The sequence below is a fragment of the Xanthomonas sp. PPL134 genome, from assembly GCF_040595915.1.
Classification (GTDB): domain Bacteria; phylum Pseudomonadota; class Gammaproteobacteria; order Xanthomonadales; family Xanthomonadaceae; genus Xanthomonas_A; species Xanthomonas_A indica.
Map to the genome: position 1 here is coordinate 501,398 of NZ_JAMDLL010000001.1, position 17,512 is coordinate 518,909.

Below are 17,512 nucleotides of genomic sequence, written 5' to 3' on the forward strand. Positions count from 1 at the left end.
AATGGGGGAAACGGGAGGGCGATGACACCAAACGAACGTCGTTGCAGCTCCTGCTGCCGTCGCGGTGCGATTGCAGCAACTCGGCATGCCGGGGACTGCACTGTGGGAGGGACTTCAGTCCCGACGCGTTGCAGTGAACGGCGTCGGGACTGAAGTCCCTCCCACAAGCGGGGCGTGCGCAGCCAATGCCCTGAATGGATTGGCCTGCTATCCGCACCGAGTGCGATGAGCGCAAAGGGAGGGCGATGGCGCCGCCGCCGATGCGGCCTTTGTAGGAGCGGCTTCAGCCGCGACCGGACATGCCTGGTGAAGCCCGGTCGCGGCTGAAGCCGCTCCTACGAAAGATCTTGCGACATTCGGGCCGCATGCTCCGCGCGTGCGGCCTCGCCCGCTCATCCCTTCTTGCTCGCCACCCAGCGCTCGATCTTTTCCTGCAGCACATTCAGCGGCACCGAGCCGTCCTTCAGCACTTCGGCATGGAATTCGCGGATGTCGAACTTGTCGCCCAGTTGCGCGCGGGCGTAGTCGCGCAGCTGCATGATCTTCATCTCGCCGATCTTATAGGACAGCGCCTGGCCGGGGATGGCCATGTAGCGCTCGGCTTCGGCCTCGGCATCGGTGCGGCTGGTGGCCGAGTTCTGCAGCATGTAGTCGATCACCTGCTCGCGGGTCCAGCCCTTGCTGTGCAGGCCGGTGTCCACCACCAGGCGGATCGCGCGCCACAGCTCGTTCTGCAGGTAGCCGAAGTAGTTGTACGGGTCCTGGTACAGGCCCAGGTCCTTGCCCAGCGATTCTGCGTACAGGCCCCAGCCTTCGATGAAGGCGGTCTCGCCGCCGAAGCGGCGGAACTTGGGCAGGTTGGTCAGCTCCTGCTGCAGGCCGAGCTGGAAGTGGTGGCCGGGAATGGCCTCGTGCAGGTACAGGTCTTCCGCATCCCAGGTCTTGCGGCTGGGCAGGTCGTAGGTGTTGACGTAGAAGATGCCGGGGCGGCCGTCCTCGCTGGGGCGCATGTACGAGCCGCTGGCGGCCGACTGCGCGCGGTACGGTTCCACCGGGCGGATCTCGAACGCGGCCTTGGGCTTGAGCGAGAACATGCGCGGCACCGCCGCGTCGACCCGGCCTTCCAGGCCGCGGTAGTAGGTCAGCAGCTCGTCCTCGCTCTTGAAGGTGAAGCGCTTGTCGGTCTGCATGAACTTGAAGAACTTCTGCATCGAGCCGCGGAAGCGCACCTGCTTCATCACCGCCTGGATCTGGCCCTGGATGCGCGCCACCTCGTCCAGGCCGATCTGGTGGATCTGGGCCGGGGTCAGGTCGGTGGTGGTGCTCTGGCGCACGTTCCAGGCGTACCAGGCGTCGCCGCCGGGCAGGGCGCCGACGCCGGCGGTGGTACGCGTGGCCGGCAGGTACTCGGTGGCGATGAAGCCGCGCAGCGAGCGGTAGGCGGGCATGATCCGGTACTCGATCATGCGCTTGTACTCGGCGGTGATGCGCTGCTTCTCGGCCTCGGGGATGTCCGCCGGCAGGTTGCGCACCGGCCCCCAGAACAGGCTCTCCTCGGCGGTGGGCTTGATGATCGCATCCAGCTGCGGCAGCACCTTCTCCATCAGCGCGCGCGGCTGCACCACGCCGGCCTTCATGCCTTCGCGCATGTTGGCGATGGCCTGGTCGAACAGCGCCGGGATGCCGAGCGCGCGCCGCGACCAGTTGTCGTAGTCCTTGACCGTGCGGAACGGCTGCGCGCCGGTGCCGGAGCCGAGCATCACCATGATGCTGCCGACGTTGTAGAACTGGTTCACCGGCTGCATCCAGCTCGGGTACTTCTCCGCCTCCAGCGCGTTGCGCGCGTCGCCGACGAAGATCTCGTAGCTGAGCAGGTCCTGCCCGGTCAGCCCGTCCTTGCCGATCGCCTCGGCCTTGCCCAGCCACTCCACGGTGAAGTCGTGCGACTGCTGGCGGAACGCGGCCGAGAGGAAGTTCGGCAGCTGGTCGTTGTAGCGGCTGTCGCCCTGGAAGGTGGCCTGCAGCGGGTTGAGCTTGAGCGAGGCCTCCCAGTAATCGTCGTACAGCTTGTTCAGTTGCTGCGCCTTGGTCAGCACCACCGGGGCCGGTGCCGGCCGCGCCTTGCGCGCCTTGCTGGCCTTGGCGCGGGTCTGCGCGGTGGTCTGCTTGGTGGTCTTCTTCTTGGCCGCGTCCGCCGGGGCCGCCAGCGACAGACTCAGGGCGGTGGCGATGGCAAGGGACAGCAGGCGGGGAAAGCGGGGCGGCATTGCGGGCTCCAACGACAAGCGAGCGGGGAGCTTGCCCGATCCGCACCGCGGAGGCCACCCGTGGCCGCTGCCCGCGGGCGCCTGCTGACCCTGCATTCGGTCCGCGCCTCGCCGTGGCGGGCCAGGCGGGGCCGACGTCTGCGGCGCTGCACGATGGCCGCGCGCGAGGGCGTGCGGGGCGCTCGCGCGTGTGCCGGCGTTCAGTCGGCAGCCGCTTCCTCGCGTAGCTGTTCGGCGCGCTCGGGGGTCAGGTAGTCGGTGATCAGCCGCCGCATCAGGTACAGCAACGGGATCAGCAGCACCGCCAGTAGCATCTTGCAGATGTAGTTCAGCGTGCTCACCGCCAGGAACAGCTGCATCGACCAGTGCTGCGGGCCGAGCACGAAGGCGATGTAGATCACCACGAAGCTGTCGATCAGCTGCGAGACCGCGGTGGAGCCGGTGGCGCGCAGCCACACGTGCTTCTCGCCGGTCACGCTGCGGATGCGGTGGAACACCGCCACGTCGATCAACTGGCCGGCCATGAACGCGACCAGCGAGCCGGCGATGGTCCACATGCCCTGGCCGAACACCGCGGCGAACGCGGCCTGGTAGTCGGGCACGCCCTGGCTCTGCGCCGCGGTGACCCAGAACCCGGCCGGGGCCAGCGCGATCGCGGCGAAGGCGAACAGGAAGCCATAGCCGATCAGCGCCACCGCCAGCCAGGAGATGAAGCGCACGCCGCGGCGGCCGAAGAATTCGTTGATGGTGTCGGTGAGGATGAGCACCAGCGGCCACAGCAGGGTGCCGGCGGTGAAGTTCATCGAGCCGGCCTGTCCGAACAGGTTCCAGTTCAGCGGGGCGATGCCCAGGGTGTCTTCCAGAGCGAAGATCTTGACCCCGATGAACTCGGCCAGCGCGGCATTGACGCAGAAGAACGCCGCCAGGGCGATGAACAGACGGACCGCGCGATCGTCGAGCGTGCCGCGGCGCATCGGCGTCAGCGGTCCACGGTCCGGGTGAACGGCACGCTCTCCGGCGCCACCGCGCCGCCGGAGATGATGAAGCTCATCGCCTGGTCCACGCTCCAGTCGGTGGGCGTGAGCAGCTCCACCGGCACGATCTCCAGGTAGCCCGAGGTCGGGTTGGGCGTGGTCGGCACGTACACCGCGGCCAGTTCGCGGCCGGTGCCGTGTTCCTTGATCACCCGCGTCACCAGGCCCACCGACTTCATGTCCCGGTGCGGGAAGTCGATCAGCACTACGCGCTGGGTGCTGCCGGGCTGGGTCTGCAGGATGTCCACCAGCTTGCGCACGCTGTCGTAGACCACGCTGGCCAGCGGGATGCGGCGCATCACCGCCTCGAACCAGCGCAGCAGGCGCTGGCCGATCATGCGCCGGCTGAGGATGCCGACCAGCAGGATCACCGCCAGGGTGGCGATCAGGGCGATGGTGTTCTGCACCCATTGCGCGGTGGCCCAGCCCAGCTCGCGCGGGAACGAAGCGGCGATGCGCACCGACAGCGGCACCACCCAGGGGCTGCTGATCCCCGAGAGCAGCACGAACACGAACTTGACCACGACCCAGGTCAGCCAGATCGGCAACAGCGTCAGCAGACCGGTGAAGAACAGCCGTTGCAGGGACGGGCGGGGAGTGGGAGCGGGAGCGGAGAGATCGGGCGACATCCGCGTAGTGTAGCGGCGCGTGATGACCGTTGGTGCGCCGCCGCATGGTCGCGCGGCGCGGCCGTGCAGCTGCGATTGGGCTGGGGCGTGCACAGGCGGCCCGCGTCGCAACGCCGCGCACGCCGCCGGCGCGGCCGCGTTCGCATGCGGGGTGTGTCCGCCTGCGCAGATGCAGTGTCGGCCTTGGCGAAGCCGCGGGCCGCAGGGCGCGCTAGCGCGGCGGCTTGCGCTTGACGTACACCTGCTTGCGCACCCGCGCCACCACCTCGCCCTGCGCGTCGACGACGTCGGTCTCGAACCAGCGCAGGTGCTTGTCGCCGCCGGCGGTGGCCGCGCGCAGGTCGTCCAACAGGGCCTGGTCCAGGTCGAATTGCGCGCTGACCGTGCCGCGGCCCGGGCGCACGAACTCGATACTGCCGGCCTTGTCCCAGACGTAGTAGTCGCGCCCCAGGTTCTGCATGGTCAGCAGCATCCAGAACGGGTCGGTCATGGCGAACAGGCTGCCGCCGAAATGCGTCCCGACGTAGTTGCGGTTCCAGGGGCGCATGCGTAGTTCGACCCGCGCATGGCGGTAGTCGGCGCTCAGCGCGGTCACATGGATGCCGGCGAACAGGAACGGCGGCCACAGGTTCAGGCCCAGGCGGAACAGCGATGGCTTCATGGCGCGGCAGTGGGTGGATCGGAGCGCGGCAGGGTACCAGACGCATGCGTATGGTGCTCTGGCGGCGCGTCGCTGAGCGTGTAGCCGTCGCGTCCGCCGCGCTTGACCCGGTACAGCGCGGCGTCGGCAGATTCGAAAAAGGCGCGCTCGGACGTGAGCGCTGTCGCCGTGGCGCTGTGCACGCCCAGGCTGGCGGTGATGGCGACGCTGCCGTTCGGCGCGCGCAGCGACAGCCCGCGGATCTCCTCGACCAGCGCCGCGGCGATGCGGCCGGCATCGGTGGCGTCGGTGGCGGGCAGGATCATGGCGAACTCGTCGCCGCCGAAGCGCGCGGCGACCTCGCGCGGATGTCGCGCATGCCGTGCCACCGCGGCGGCCACCAGCTTCAGTGCGCGGTCGCCGGTGCGATGGCCCAGGGTGTCGTTGTAGCGCTTGAAATGATCCACATCGACGATGATCAGCGTCAGCGGCCGGCCGCTGCGCCGCGCCTCGTCCAGGGCCTGGGCGAAGTCCTGCTCGAAGCCGTGACGGTTGACCAGCCCGGTCAGTGCGTCGCGACGCGCCTGGCGTCGCCAGCGTGCCGCGTGCAGGCACAACTGGCCGGCGGCGACGACGGCCAGGGCGAGCAGGGCCGCCCCCGGCGCGAACCAGCGGTGGCTGACCAGCAGCCACAGCAGGCTGCCGCCGGCGATCACCGCCATGCTCGCCAGCGGTGCCAGCCAGCGCCGTCTCCGCCAGCCGGCGCAGTGCGTCCCCAGGCAGGCCAGCAGCACCAGCAGCGCGGACCCGGCCACCTGGGCCGCGCGCGACGACGGCAGGATCGGGTCGCCGCGCAACAGCATCGCCGCGATGTTGGCCTGGTACTCGGGCGCGCTCATCCAGCGCGCATCGGACATCGGCGTCATCACCCGCTGCCCCAGGCCGGTGGCGGTGACGCCGACGATCGCCAGGCGTGCGCGCAGGGACTGCGGCGGGATCCGGCCCTGCGCGACGTCGACGTAGGACACCTGCGCGAACGGTGCCGACGGCGCGGCGAAATGCAGGCCGACGTAGTCGGCGCGATGCCAGGCATAGGGGGCGTCGGGGGTGGCCGGCGCCGGCGGCAGCGCGCGGCCGGTGAGGGCCGCGGCCAGCGCCGGCCAGTGCGCACTGCCGAGCCCGGCGCGCAGGTAGACGCCGCGCGCGATGCCGTCGGCATCGACGGCGAGATCGGTGTGCGCCAACGCCGCCGCGGCGCTGGCGATGGCGGGGATCGGCAGCAGTTCCTGCGGCATGTCCGCATCGCTGGCGCTGCCGATCACCGGCAGCACGGTGCGGCCATTGCGCCGCAGCGCCGCAGCCAGGCGCGCGTCGTCGTCCGGGTGTTGCTGGTCGGGTTCGCTGAACAGCAGGTCCAGCGCCACCCGTTCGGTGCCCGCTGCGGTGAGCCGGTCGAGCAGGCGCGCGTGCAGGTCGCGTCGCCATGGCCACTGGCCCAGTGCCTGCAGGCTGCGGTCGTCGATAGCGATCAGCAGCAGGCGCGGATCGGCCGGGCGCGGCGCCTGCGCGATCGCCGCGTCGTACAGCGCGTTGTCCAGCCGCCCGGTGACATCGCCCAGGCTCAGGGCCGCGGCCAGTGCGGCTGCGGCGAGCGCCGCCAGCACGCGCCGCAGCAGCGCGGCGCTCACAACGCCAGCCATAGCAGCAGCGCGCCGCCGGCCGTGCCGAGCTTGCAGTAGCGGCAGGGCAGATCCAGCGTCTGCGGCGTCGAGAACGGCGCGGCCTCGCCCTCCGTGTCCAGGGTCTGGATGCGCACGTACCAGGTGCCGCGGCGCGGCCGCGGCAGCGCGACCTGCGGCTGCGTCACGGTGCGTTCGAGCAGGCCGCGGCGGAACGCGGGATCGCGCGCCAGTTGCACCCGGTAATGGCGCGCGTCCGGGTCGGGCTGCCAGCGCAGGGTCAGCGTGCCGCGCTCGGCCTGCGCCGGCGCCAGGCCAGGATCGACCGGCGTATCGCTGAGATGCAGCGTCAGCGCCTGCCCGAACGGACCTTGCCGGCCTTGCGCATCGCGCGAGGCCAGGCGCCAGAAGTAGGTGCCGGGCGGCAGGGGCTGCGGCGCGCGCAGATGGGTCGCGTCGGTCTCCTGCTCCAGCAGCAGGTCGTGGAACTGCGCATCGCGCGCCAGCTGCAGCACGCTGCTGATCGCCTCCGGGTTGCGGGTCCAGGCGAAACGCGGCCGCGCGATGCGCAGTCGCTGCTGCTGCAGCGGTTGCACGGTCAGCGGCGGCAGCGGCGTGGCCGAGACCAGCAGCGGCTGCTCGGCGTCCTGGCCTTCCACGCCGGTGGCGGCGACGCCGCGCAGCAACAGCCGCAGATCCCCGGGGGGCAAGTCGTCCAGCACCAGCGCGCTGGCCTCGGTCTCGCGGGCGTAGCGCAGGATTTCGCGCTGCTGCGCATCCAGTGCCTCGAGGCGGTAGCGGCTGGCGCCGGCCAGCGGCGTCCACGCCAGCAGGTAGGGCGGGTGTTGCAGGCGGCTGCGCGCCAGGTCCAGGACCGGTGCCGGCAGCAGCGGTTCCGGCAGCGGCGCCGCCCCCGCGCCGACCCGCGCCGCCTCGCCCGGCTGCAGCAGGCGCTGGCCGCCGCCGCCGGCCACCCGCACCGCGCCCTGCAGCACCTCGGTGGCGGCGAGCTGGTGGCCGTCGCCGGCGCCGACGCGGAAGCGGGTGCCGCGCACGCTGCTGGTGCTGCTCGGGGTCTGGATGATGTAGCGCGAGGCGGGGCCGTTGGCGGGGATGACATCGTTGCTGGTGCGGCCTTTCTCCAGCCGTACCCGCGTGTCGACCATGCCGGTGGCACCGTAGCGGATCAATTGGTCGAAGCGGATCAGGCTGTTCTCGCGCACCTGCATGCGCGAGCCGTCGGCGAACTGCACGGTGGCACTGGCGTCGGCGCCGGTCTGCAGCGCGCTGCCGATCGGCAGCGGCATGCCTTCCTGCGCCGACAGCGTCGCGCGGTCGGCGGTCTGCACGCTGATCTGGCCACGCAGCGCGACCAACCGCGCCGGTGCCGGCTGCACCCGGAGCCAGGCGATCGGGAAGCGCAGCCGCGCCCCCGGCGCCAACCGGTACGGATCGGCCACCTGGTTGTGCTGGCCTAGCAGCATCCAGTCCACGTCCGGGCGCAGATAGCGCCGGCCCAGGTCCCACAGCGTGTCGCCGGGGCGCACCCGGTAGTGCCAGTCCTGCGCCATCGCGGCAGGAGCGAGCAGCAGGCCGATCCAGCACAGCAGGCCGACAAGCCGGCGCATGCTTGCCCGGGAGCGAAGGGTGGGCAGAGGCATGCGGCGGTCGTACTGCTGATTCACATCATCTGTCCGGCAAAAGACCGGGGCGCTGCTGCCGGCGGGGCGCCAGGCAACATTCGTCCCTGATCACGGCATCCATGAGGCAGGCCGGGGCGTGTCCGACTGTCGCGGCGGCTGGAGACGCCGTTGCCAGCCGCCGGAAATGCGATTGTAGTCTCAGAACAACAGGGCGGACATCTTGCGGCGGTACTGCCCCACCAGGTCCTCGTCCTCGATCACCCGGAACGCATCGATCAGCGCCTTCTTGGGCAGGCCGTCCTCGAACGTGCGGTCCTGGCGCAGCATCTCCAGGAATTGCTCCAGCGCGGCTGCGTCGTCGCCGCCGACCAGGTGGCGCACGCCCAGCAGGTAGCGCGCCTTGAGATCGCCCGGATCCTGCGCCAGCGTGGCCTGCAGCGTCTCCAGCGGCGGTGCCGCCTGCAGCGCGCCGACGAAGCCCAGCCGCGCCCGCGCCCGCACCGCGCGCTCGTCGGTGGCCAGGTTGGCCGGCAGCGCGTCGATCAGCGCCTCGGCCTCGGCGGCGGCGCCGACCTTGACCAGGGCCAGGGCCAGGTCCAGCTTCAGTTCGTCCTTGTCCGGCTCGGCCGCCACCGCCTCGCGCAGGCGCTGCACCTCGGCGTGCGGATCCAGCGGCGCGGCCGGCACGGGCTCGGCCGGCTCCTGCGCGGCCAGCGGCACGATCCCGTGCTGGGTCAGGAACTCGCGCAACTGGCCCTCGGGCAGCGCGCCGGGGAAGCCGTCGATCAGTTGCCCGCCCTTGACCAGGAACACCGTCGGCACCGAGCGGATCTGGAACGCCGCCGCGATCTGCTGCTCCTGGTCCACGTCGACCTTGGCCAGTACGAAACCGCCGTTGTACTCGGCGGCCAGCTTTTCCAGGATCGGGCTCAGGGTCTTGCACGGGCCGCACCAGGGCGCCCAGAAGTCCACCAGCACCGGCGTCTGCAGCGAGCGCTGCAGCACGTCGGCTTCGAAGGTCTCGGTCTTGGCGTCGAAAACGTGGGGCGTGTCGGACATGGGCAGTGTCATCGCAGGCGAGAGGACGCTCTGTATGGAGGCACGGCGGCGCCGATGCAAGGGTGGCGTCGCCGCGCCATGGGTGCCGGCCGCGGCCGCAGCGGCGACAATGTGCGGCTGCAGGCGCCATGGCGGCGCGAAAGGACGGTGGCGGATGGGCGAGGTGAGCGAACGGGTGATGCGCTGGGTCGGGCCGCTGCTGGCGGTGGCCGCGGTGGCGGCGATGCTGGGCTTCGGCGCGGTGCTGCCCGGGTATCTGCCGTGGTCGCATCCGCTGGCCCTGCTCGGTGCGCGCGGCATCCCGCATGCCTGGGCGTTCAATCTGCTGGCGTTCGTGCTGCCCGGGTGCCTGGCGCTGGCACTGGCGCTGCAGTTGCTGCGCCGCGCCGGCCGCCACGCGCCCTGGTCGCTGCGGGTCGGCGGGCAACTGCTGCTGTTGGCGGGGCTGGCCTTTGCCGGCATGGGCCTGCTGCCGCTGGACCCGACCGACCTGGAGGCGCGCGCGACCCAACTGCATGCCAGCGCCTGGCTGCTGTGGGTGGTGGCGCTGGTGGCGGCCGCGGCCCTGCTGGGGCTGGGCGCGCGCCGGGATCCCGCCGCGCGCGGCTGGGCCGCGCTGGCATTGGGGATGGCGCTGCTGGTGGCGCTGGGGGCGTTCGCGCTGGACCGGCTGCTGTCGCCGGCGCTGGCGCAGCGGCTGGTGTTCCTGCTGTGGTGGGGCTGGCTGGCGCTGCTGGCCTGCTGGCCGGGGCCGCAGGCGGTCGCGCACCGCGGCTGACCCCGCGGGCCTTGCGCACTCGGTCGGCGCGGCGTGCCGTGCCATGGCCGAGGCCCGCCGTGCTCGCCCACGGCGCCGAAGCCACTGCAGCCGCGGTTCCCCGCGCCTACCGGGCGCGCAGGGGGCGTTGCGCGCCGTTGCCGTCCGTCGCCGGGATTGGAGCGGCTTGCCGCGCTACGGTACCCTTGGCCGCTTTGTTGCCGCCTGGCCCTTGCCCGTTTCCATGTCCGCCGTCGAGCCCACCGCCTACGACCCGCAGCAGGTCGAATCGTCCGCCCAGCAATTCTGGGACGCCACCCGCGCCTTCGAGGTCGACGAGACCTCCGACAAGCCCAAGTTCTACTGCCTGTCGATGCTGCCGTACCCGTCCGGGGCGCTGCACATGGGCCACGTGCGCAACTACACCATCGGCGACGTGATCAGCCGCTACCAGCGCATGATCGGCAAGAACGTGCTGCAGCCGATGGGCTGGGACGCGTTCGGCCTGCCGGCCGAGAACGCCGCGATCAAGAACAAGACCGCGCCGGCGAAGTGGACCTACGCCAACATCGACCACATGCGCCGCCAGCTCAAGTCGCTGGGCTACGCCATCGACTGGTCGCGCGAGTTCGCCACCTGCCGGCCCGAGTACTACGTGCACGAGCAGCGCATGTTCACCCGGCTGATGCGCAAGGGCCTGGCCTACCGCCGCAACGCGGTGGTGAACTGGGACCCGATCGACCAGACCGTGCTGGCCAACGAGCAGGTCATCGACGGCCGCGGCTGGCGCTCCGGCGCGCTGGTGGAAAAGCGCGAGATCCCGCAGTGGTTCCTGCGCATCACCGATTACGCGCAGGAATTGCTGGACGGCCTGGACCAGCTGCCGGGCTGGCCGGAATCGGTCAAGACCATGCAGCGCAACTGGATCGGCCGTTCCGAGGGCCTGGAGATCCAGTTCGACGTGCGCGACGCCGACGGCAGCGCGCTGGATCCGCTGCGCGTGTTCACCACGCGCCCGGACACGCTGATGGGCGTGACCTTCGTGTCCATCGCCAGCGAGCATCCGCTGGCGCTGCATGCGGCCAAGTCCAATCCGCAGCTGGCCGCGTTGCTGGCCGAGCTGAAGCAGGGCGGCGTCTCCGAGGCGGAACTGGAGACCCAGGAAAAGCGCGGCATGGACACCGGCCTGACCGCGGTGCATCCGATCAGCGGCGAGCAGGTGCCGGTGTGGGTCGCCAACTTCGTGCTGATGGGCTACGGCACCGGCGCGGTGATGGCGGTGCCCGGCCACGACCAGCGCGATTTCGAATTCGCCAGCAAGTACGCCCTGCCGATCCGCCAGGTGATCGCGCTGAAGGCGCCGAAGAACGACGACGAGCGCCACTACGATCCGAGCCGCTGGCAGGACTGGTACGGCGACAAGACCCGCGAGCTGGAACTGGTCAATTCCGCCGAGTTCGACGGGCTGGACTTCCAAGGCGCGTTCGAGGCGCTGGCCGAGCGCTTCGAGCGCAAGGGCCAGGGCCAGCGCCGGGTCAACTACCGCCTGCGCGACTGGGGCGTCAGCCGCCAGCGCTACTGGGGCTGCCCGATCCCGGTGATCTATTGCCAAAGCTGTGGCGCGGTGCCGGTACCGGAAGACCAACTGCCGGTGCTGCTGCCGGAGAACGTGGCGCTGAGCGGCACCGGCTCGCCGCTGAAGACCGATCCGGAATGGCGCAAGACCACCTGCCCGCAGTGCGGCGCGGCGGCCGAGCGCGAGACCGACACCTTCGACACCTTCATGGAGTCGAGCTGGTACTACGCGCGCTACACCTCGCCCGGCGCCAAGGACATGGTCGACAAGCGCGGCAACTACTGGCTGCCGGTGGACCAGTACATCGGCGGCATCGAGCACGCGATCCTGCACCTGATGTACTTCCGCTTCTTCCACAAGCTGCTGCGCGACGCGCGCCTGGTGGACAGCGACGAGCCGGCGACCAACCTGCTGACCCAGGGCATGGTGATCGCCGAGACCTTCTATCGGCAGAACCCGGACGGCTCCAAGGACTGGATCAATCCGGCCGACGTGGACGTGCAGCGCGACGACAAGGCGCGGGTGATCGGCGCGGTGCACAAGGGCGACGGCCAGCCGGTGCTGATCGGTGGCACCGAGAAGATGTCCAAGTCCAAGAACAACGGCGTCGATCCGCAGGCCATGGTCGGCAAGTACGGCGCCGACACGGTGCGCCTGTTCTCGATGTTCGCCGCGCCGCCGGAGCAGTCGCTGGAGTGGAACGAGGCCGGCGTGGACGGCATGGCGCGGTTCCTGCGCCGGCTGTGGGCGCAGGTGCACAGGCACGCCGCCGACGGCGCCGCCCCGGCGTTGGACCCGGCCGCGCTGGACGCCGAGCACAAGGCGCTGCGGCGCAAGACCCACGAGACCATCGGCAAGGTCGCCGACGACTACGGCCGCCGCCACAGCTTCAACACCGCCATCGCCGCGGTGATGGAGCTGACCAACGCGCTGGCCAAGTTCGACGACGCCAGCGCGCAGGGCCGCGCGGTGCGCCAGGAAGCGCTGGAAGCGGCGGTGCTGCTGCTCAACCCGATCACCCCCCATGCCAGCCACGCGCTGTGGCAGGCGCTGGGCCACGCGCCGACGCTGCTGGAAGACGTGCCGTTCCCGCAGCCGGACCCGACCGCGCTGGTGCGCGACGCGGTGACCCTGGCGGTGCAGGTCAACGGCAAGCTGCGCGGCACCATCGAGGTCGGTGCCGACACCTCGCGCGAGCAGATCGAGGCGCTGGCCCAGGCCGAGCCGAATGCGGCCAAGTTCCTGGAAGGCCTGAGCATCCGCAAGATCATCATCGTGCCGGGCAAGATCGTGAACCTGGTGGCGGCGTGAGCCGGCGCGCCGCATCGGCCGCGCCGCGGCCGCGCGGCGCGGCAGGTCTCAACCCGCGTTCACGCGGCGTACGGCAGGCTAGCCGCCTGTTGCCGCACCCAGCCGGCTCCTCCAGACTGTGTCCATGACCCGACTCCTGCTCGCTCTCGTCTTCGCGGCGTCCCTGACCGCCTGCGGTTTCCACCTGCGCAACAAGCTGACCCTGCCGGCCGACACGCCGTCGGTGAAGGTGGTGTCCTCGGCGCCGTACAGCGAACTGGCCAAGCTGCTCGAGCGCGGCCTGCGCGCGGCCGGCGCGCAGATCGCGCCCAAGGACGTCAACACCGGCGTTGCCCGCCTGGAAGTGCTGTCCGAGCGCTGGGGCGACCTGCCGATCGCGCTCGACGCCGAGGGCCGCGCCCAGGAATACAGCCTGCGCTACGCGGCGATCTTCGTGTTCCGTCGCGCCGACGGCAGCGTGCTGGTGCCGCAGCAGGTGATCGAGCTGTCGCGCGACTACGTGTCGCCGCCGACCGACGCCACCGGCACCTCCACCGAGCGCGAGATCCTGGCCGACGAACTGCGCCGGGAGATGTCGGCCTCGATGCTGCGCCGGATCGACAGCGTGGTGCGCGCCCAGGTGCGCGACGGCAAGGACGTCAACGCCGCGCCGCCGTCGACCGACGGCACGCCGGTGCAGGGCAAGCCTGCCGACGCCACGCCGGCCGACGGCAAGCCGGCGACCACGCCGCAGCCTTGAGCCTCGCCCTGCTGCCTTCGCCGCCGCGCGCGGCGGCCGCGCGGTTCGCCGCAGGCGCGCGGCGTTCGCCGCACTCGCCTGCAGCGGCGTAGGCTGTCGCCATGGAACTGCGCCCCGAACAGCTCGCCACCCAGCCGGCCTCGCAGCCGCTGCAACCGGTCTACCTGATCGCCGGCCCGGAAACCCTGCGCGTGCTCGAGGCCGCCGACGCGGTGCGCGCCCGCGCGCGCGCCGCCGGCATCAGCGAGCGCGAGGTATTCGACGCCGACGGCCGCGACTTCGACTGGGGTCAGCTGTATTCCAGCTTCAACGCGCCCAGCCTGTTCAGCGCGCAACGGCTGATCGAGCTGCGCCTGCCCAGCGGCAAGCCCGGCAAGGAGGGCGGTGAGGTCATCAGCGCGTTCTGCGCCGACCCGCCGCCGGACGTGGTGCTGCTGATCACCTGCAACGAGTGGAGCAAGGCGCACCAGGGCAAATGGGCAGACGCGGTCGGCCGCATCGGCACCATCGCCGTGGCCTGGGCGATCAAGCCGCACGAACTGGGCGACTGGATCGAGCGACGCCTGCGCAGCAAGGGCCTGCGCGCCGACGCCGGCGCGGTGCAGCGCCTGGCCGAACGGGTGGAAGGCAACCTGCTGGCGGCGGCGCAGGAGATCGACAAGCTCGCCCTGCTGGCCGATGGCCAGGGGCTGGACGTGGCGGCGATGGAGTCGCTGGTCGCCGATGCCGCGCGCTACGACGTGTTTCGCCTGGCCGAGGCCACGCTCGGCGGACAGGCGCCGGCGGTACGGCGCATGCTCGCCGGCCTGCGCGCCGAGGGCGAGGCGGTGGCCGCCTTGCTGCCGATCCTGATCAAGGAACTGCTGCGCACCGCGGCGCTGGCCAAGGTGCAGGCCGCCGGCGGCAACCTGGCCGCAGAGATGAAGGGGCAGGGCATCTGGGAGTCGCGGCAGGCGCCGTTCAAGCGCGCCCTGCAGCGGCATGCCGAACCGCGCCGCTGGGAGCGTTTCGCCGCCGAGGCCGGCCGCATCGACCGCATCGCCAAGGGCCGCGCCGATGGCGACGCCTGGATCGCGCTGGAGCGCCTGCTGCTGGCGATCGCCGAGGCGCGGGCGGTGCGGTTGTTGGTGGTATGAACGCCGGGAGTCGGGAATCGGGAATCGGGAATGGGAACAGCGGCGCTGCGGTCCCGCCAGAGACCCCGCAGCCCGCGGCTGTTGCGTCTTCCCCATTCCCCATTCCCGATTCCCCACCACTGCACCTCATCTACGGCGGCACCTTCGATCCCATCCACAACGGCCACCTGGCGATCGCGCGGGCGGCGCGGGATGCGTTCGGGGTGCCGGTGCGGCTGATGCCGGCGGCCGATCCGCCGCATCGCCCGGCGCCCGGCGCCGATGCGCAGCAGCGCTGCGCGATGCTGGCGCTGGCGATCGCCGACACGCCGGGGCTGGTGCTGGACCTGCACGAGCTGCGCCGCGCGCAGGCCCGGCCCGGCGTGGCCTCCTACAGCATCGACACGGTGCGCGAGTTGCGCGGCGAACTCGGCGCCGAGGCGCCGCTTGCGCTGCTGATCGGCAGCGACAGCTTCGTGGGCTTCAACGGCTGGCGCGAGTGGCGGGCGCTGCTCGAGGCCGCGCACCTGGTCGTCGCCGACCGCGCCGGCAGCGGCTGGGAGCGGGCGGTGCCGGCGGAGCTGGCGCAGGCGGTGGCCGGACACTGGGCCGACGCGCCGCAGGCGCTGACCCGGGCGCCGGGCGGCCGGCTGTGGTGCCTGCGGCAGCCGCTGCGCAGCGAATCGGCCAGCCTGGTGCGCGCGCGCATCGCCGCCGGCGAGGATTGGGCGGCCCTGCTGCCGCCGGCCGTAGCCGCCTACATCCGCGACCACGGTCTGTATGCGTCCGGTGCCGCCGCCGCTGGCTGAATACGCGTCGTGCCGGGGTCGCCTATAATTCGCCCCATTCCATCGAGTTCGCCGCTTTGTCCAGTCAAGCCCACGTCATCAAGACCCAAGTCCCCAATCCGCCGCCGCCGCTGCCGGTCCTGCTCGCCCATGTCCGCGAGGCGGTCGAGGAACTCAAGGCCAAGGACGTGGCGGAAATCGACGTGCGCGGCAAGTCCAGCGTCACCGACTACCTGGTCATCGTCTCCGGTACCTCCACCCGTCACGTCAAGTCGATCGCCGACGAAGTCATCAAGTACGCCAAGCGCCTGGACGTGATGCCGCTGGGCGTGGAAGGCGAACGCGAGGCCGAGTGGGTGCTGGTCGACCTCGGCGACGTGGTGGTGCACGTGATGCTGCCGCGGGTGCGCGAGTTCTATGCGCTGGAGCGGCTGTGGACGGTCGGCGACCAGCCGCCGGGCGACGACGACGGCGACGACACGGCACGCGATGCCTAAGCGGCAGGACGGCCTGCCGGCTGGCGGGTCCGATATCGCGCCGTCCGTCCGGATCCGCGCTGGTACCGACACCGCTGCGCAGCCGCTGGCCACGCCGGCGCGCAAACGCTTCGATGCGCTGATCGAACGCCTGGAGCGGACCCGCGAGGAACTGCGCGACTGGCGCGAGGCGCTGCCGCGCTGGGAACAGCGGTTCCATGCGCAGGTCGAGCCGCTGCTGCGGGCGCGCGATGCGGCGCAGGCGCAGTTGGTGCATGACCTGGACGCCGCGCATGCCATGCACAAGCTGGGCAAGCGCGAGCGTGCGGACTTGTCCGAGACGCTCTGCGCGCTGGCCGCGCCGCTGCTGGAGCAACCCGGGTTCGACGCGCTGAAGCCGATCCATGCACGCCACCGCGGCGCGCAAGGCGAGGGCGGCGACATCCTGCAAGACGCCGCGATGCAGGCGGCGCTCGCCGCCGAGTTCGGCCTGACCATCGAAGAACTGCAGCACCTGCCGTCGCCGGAAGCGATTTACGCGCAACTGCAGCAGCGCCAGCACCAGCAACAGGCGCATGCGGATGGGCGCGCGCAGCGGCATGCCAAGCGCCGCCGCGCCGGCGCGGGCCCGGCGGCCGCGAGCGAGTTCGATCCGCAGCAGGCGCGGCGCGCGCTGTACCGCAGCCTGGTCGCGGCGCTGCACCCGGACCGCGAGCCCGATGCGCGGCAACGCGAACGCAAGACCGCGCTGATGCAGGAACTCAACCGCGTCTACCGTCAGGACGATCTGCTGGGCCTGCTGGAACTGCAACTGGAGATCGGCCAGTTGGACCACGCCGGGATCGCGTCCATGGCCGAGGAGCGGATCGGCGACTACGCCGCGATGTTCGCCACGCAACTGCAGCAGGTCGAGCGGGAGCTGGCGCAGGTGGTCGATGCGTTCGTGGCCGACTACGGGCTGGCCCTGGAGCGCCGCCCGCAGCCGCGGCGCCTGGATGCGCTGATGGCGCAGATCAAGCGCCAGTTGCAGGACGAGATCGCGTATTGCGAGGAGGACCGGCGCGCGCTGCAGCAGCCGTCCACGCTCAAGCAGTGGCTGCGCGAGCAGCGTGCGGCGCGCGAGGCGCAGGACGCCGCCGTGGCTGCTTGCGTGGCGGAGCGCGGATGATGCGCGCGCGGCGGTCGACGCCATGAAGGCGCGCCTCATCGCCACCGGCGAGCGCGCCCCGGCCTGGGTGGCGCAGGGGTTCGCCGAGTACCGCAAGCGGCTCTCGCACTGGCTGCCGCTGGAGCTGGTCGAGATCGAACCCGGCCTGCGCGGCAAGGGCCGCGATGCGCAGCGCGCGATCGAGGACGAAGGCCGCCGGGTCCTGGCGGCGCTGCCGAAGAACGCGCTGGTGGTGGCGCTGGACGTGCCCGGCAAGCAGCACAGCTCCGAGCAACTGGCGCAGCGCATGGAGCACTGGCGCGGGCAGGGACGCGATCTGGCGTTCCTGATCGGCGGTCCCGAGGGCCATTCGCCGGAGGTGCTGGCGGTGGCCAGCGAATCCTGGTCGCTGGGGCCGCTGACCCTGCCGCACATGCTGGTGCGGCTGGTGGTGGCCGAGCAGTTGTACCGGGCCGCGGCGATGCTGGCCAATCATCCCTACCATCGCGCCTGATCGCTGATCGCTGATCGCTGATCGTTGATCGCGGACTGCGCGCGCTCGTGCGGTATCAATGTGCGAGTGAATGCCGGTGCCTGCGAGCCGATCATGCAGAAAAAAGCCCGGGCTCTCGCCCGGGCTTTTCGTTACTGC

At 71.3% G+C, this 17,512-nt stretch carries 15 protein-coding genes; 8 read left to right on the forward strand and 7 right to left on the reverse strand.

The window, feature by feature from the left end; genetic code table 11:
- Positions 1-392: 392 nt before the first annotated feature.
- The 7 genes from M3U25_RS02250 to trxA form a co-directional block, all read right to left on the reverse strand.
- Positions 393-2,267, reverse strand: a complete 1,875-nt coding sequence (locus M3U25_RS02250; RefSeq protein ID WP_242156636.1) for a DUF885 family protein — start codon at positions 2,265-2,267, stop codon at positions 393-395.
- Positions 2,268-2,467: 200 nt separating this feature from the next.
- Entirely contained in the window at positions 2,468-3,241 is a 774-nt protein-coding gene (locus tag M3U25_RS02255; RefSeq protein WP_355495286.1) for a queuosine precursor transporter, read from the reverse strand.
- Between the two features lie 5 nt (positions 3,242-3,246).
- Positions 3,247-3,930 carry a DUF502 domain-containing protein gene (locus tag M3U25_RS02260; RefSeq protein ID WP_019797897.1) on the reverse strand — a complete coding sequence of 228 codons (684 nt, stop codon included), beginning with the start codon at positions 3,928-3,930 and terminating at the stop codon, positions 3,247-3,249.
- A 211-nt stretch (positions 3,931-4,141) separates the two neighbouring features.
- Complete coding sequence (locus M3U25_RS02265; RefSeq protein WP_160947995.1) at positions 4,142-4,591, reverse strand: DUF4442 domain-containing protein; 450 nt, start codon at positions 4,589-4,591, stop codon at positions 4,142-4,144.
- Positions 4,588-6,258: a CHASE2 domain-containing protein gene (locus M3U25_RS02270; RefSeq protein WP_355495281.1), complete on the reverse strand. Its 1,671-nt coding sequence runs from the start codon at positions 6,256-6,258 to the stop codon at positions 4,588-4,590. The genes M3U25_RS02265 and M3U25_RS02270 overlap by 4 nt, the downstream gene beginning before the upstream one ends.
- Positions 6,255-7,877: a FecR domain-containing protein gene (locus M3U25_RS02275; protein WP_355495278.1), complete on the reverse strand. Its 1,623-nt coding sequence runs from the start codon at positions 7,875-7,877 to the stop codon at positions 6,255-6,257. Before M3U25_RS02275 ends, M3U25_RS02270 begins: the two co-directional genes overlap by 4 nt.
- 213 nt (positions 7,878-8,090) lie before the next feature.
- Positions 8,091-8,951 carry a thioredoxin gene (gene trxA, locus M3U25_RS02280; protein WP_355495275.1) on the reverse strand — a complete coding sequence of 287 codons (861 nt, stop codon included), beginning with the start codon at positions 8,949-8,951 and terminating at the stop codon, positions 8,091-8,093.
- A gap of 154 nt (positions 8,952-9,105) precedes the next feature.
- On the opposite strand from trxA, the gene M3U25_RS02285 reads away from it, so the two are divergent.
- From M3U25_RS02285 to rlmH, 8 genes are all read left to right on the forward strand, one after another.
- Positions 9,106-9,729 carry a DUF998 domain-containing protein gene (locus M3U25_RS02285; RefSeq protein ID WP_355495272.1) on the forward strand — a complete coding sequence of 208 codons (624 nt, stop codon included), beginning with the start codon at positions 9,106-9,108 and terminating at the stop codon, positions 9,727-9,729.
- 223 nt (positions 9,730-9,952) lie between these two features.
- Positions 9,953-12,595, forward strand: coding sequence for a leucine--tRNA ligase (leuS, locus tag M3U25_RS02290; RefSeq protein WP_355495270.1), 2,643 nt, complete (start codon positions 9,953-9,955; stop codon positions 12,593-12,595).
- 124 nt (positions 12,596-12,719) lie between these two features.
- Complete coding sequence (gene lptE / locus M3U25_RS02295) at positions 12,720-13,334, forward strand: LPS assembly lipoprotein LptE (RefSeq protein ID WP_160947989.1); 615 nt, start codon at positions 12,720-12,722, stop codon at positions 13,332-13,334.
- A 101-nt stretch (positions 13,335-13,435) separates the two neighbouring features.
- Positions 13,436-14,470, forward strand: coding sequence for a DNA polymerase III subunit delta (gene holA / locus M3U25_RS02300; RefSeq protein ID WP_242082105.1), 1,035 nt, complete (start codon positions 13,436-13,438; stop codon positions 14,468-14,470).
- On the forward strand, positions 14,467-15,258 hold the full coding sequence (nadD, locus tag M3U25_RS02305) for a nicotinate-nucleotide adenylyltransferase (RefSeq protein WP_355495265.1): 792 nt from the start codon (positions 14,467-14,469) through the stop codon (positions 15,256-15,258). The genes holA and nadD overlap by 4 nt, the downstream gene beginning before the upstream one ends.
- Positions 15,259-15,314: 56 nt before the next feature.
- The gene (gene rsfS / locus M3U25_RS02310) at positions 15,315-15,734 is read left to right on the forward strand and encodes a ribosome silencing factor (protein ID WP_160961088.1); all 420 of its coding nucleotides are present in this window, start codon (positions 15,315-15,317) and stop codon (positions 15,732-15,734) included.
- Positions 15,727-16,881: a J domain-containing protein gene (locus M3U25_RS02315; RefSeq protein ID WP_355495260.1), complete on the forward strand. Its 1,155-nt coding sequence runs from the start codon at positions 15,727-15,729 to the stop codon at positions 16,879-16,881. Before rsfS ends, M3U25_RS02315 begins: the two co-directional genes overlap by 8 nt.
- Positions 16,882-16,903: 22 nt before the next feature.
- Complete coding sequence (gene rlmH / locus M3U25_RS02320; RefSeq protein ID WP_242082102.1) at positions 16,904-17,374, forward strand: 23S rRNA (pseudouridine(1915)-N(3))-methyltransferase RlmH; 471 nt, start codon at positions 16,904-16,906, stop codon at positions 17,372-17,374.
- Positions 17,375-17,512: the final 138 nt, after the last annotated feature.

What these genes read in the sequence shown, in the direction of transcription:
- M3U25_RS02250 (WP_242156636.1), bottom strand. Translation starts at nt 2,267, where the DNA reads ATGCCGCCCCGCTTTCCCCGCCTGCTGTCCCTTGCCATCGCCACCGCC.
- M3U25_RS02255 (WP_355495286.1), bottom strand. Translation starts at nt 3,241, where the DNA reads ATGCGCCGCGGCACGCTCGACGATCGCGCGGTCCGTCTGTTCATCGCC.
- M3U25_RS02260 (WP_019797897.1), bottom strand. Translation starts at nt 3,930, where the DNA reads ATGTCGCCCGATCTCTCCGCTCCCGCTCCCACTCCCCGCCCGTCCCTG.
- M3U25_RS02265 (WP_160947995.1), bottom strand. Translation starts at nt 4,591, where the DNA reads ATGAAGCCATCGCTGTTCCGCCTGGGCCTGAACCTGTGGCCGCCGTTC.
- M3U25_RS02275 (WP_355495278.1), bottom strand. Translation starts at nt 7,877, where the DNA reads ATGCGCCGGCTTGTCGGCCTGCTGTGCTGGATCGGCCTGCTGCTCGCT.
- trxA (WP_355495275.1), bottom strand. Translation starts at nt 8,951, where the DNA reads ATGTCCGACACGCCCCACGTTTTCGACGCCAAGACCGAGACCTTCGAA.
- M3U25_RS02285 (WP_355495272.1), top strand. Translation starts at nt 9,106, where the DNA reads ATGGGCGAGGTGAGCGAACGGGTGATGCGCTGGGTCGGGCCGCTGCTG.
- leuS (WP_355495270.1), top strand. Translation starts at nt 9,953, where the DNA reads ATGTCCGCCGTCGAGCCCACCGCCTACGACCCGCAGCAGGTCGAATCG.
- lptE (WP_160947989.1), top strand. Translation starts at nt 12,720, where the DNA reads ATGACCCGACTCCTGCTCGCTCTCGTCTTCGCGGCGTCCCTGACCGCC.
- holA (WP_242082105.1), top strand. Translation starts at nt 13,436, where the DNA reads ATGGAACTGCGCCCCGAACAGCTCGCCACCCAGCCGGCCTCGCAGCCG.
- nadD (WP_355495265.1), top strand. Translation starts at nt 14,467, where the DNA reads ATGAACGCCGGGAGTCGGGAATCGGGAATCGGGAATGGGAACAGCGGC.
- M3U25_RS02315 (WP_355495260.1), top strand. Translation starts at nt 15,727, where the DNA reads ATGCCTAAGCGGCAGGACGGCCTGCCGGCTGGCGGGTCCGATATCGCG.
- rlmH (WP_242082102.1), top strand. Translation starts at nt 16,904, where the DNA reads ATGAAGGCGCGCCTCATCGCCACCGGCGAGCGCGCCCCGGCCTGGGTG.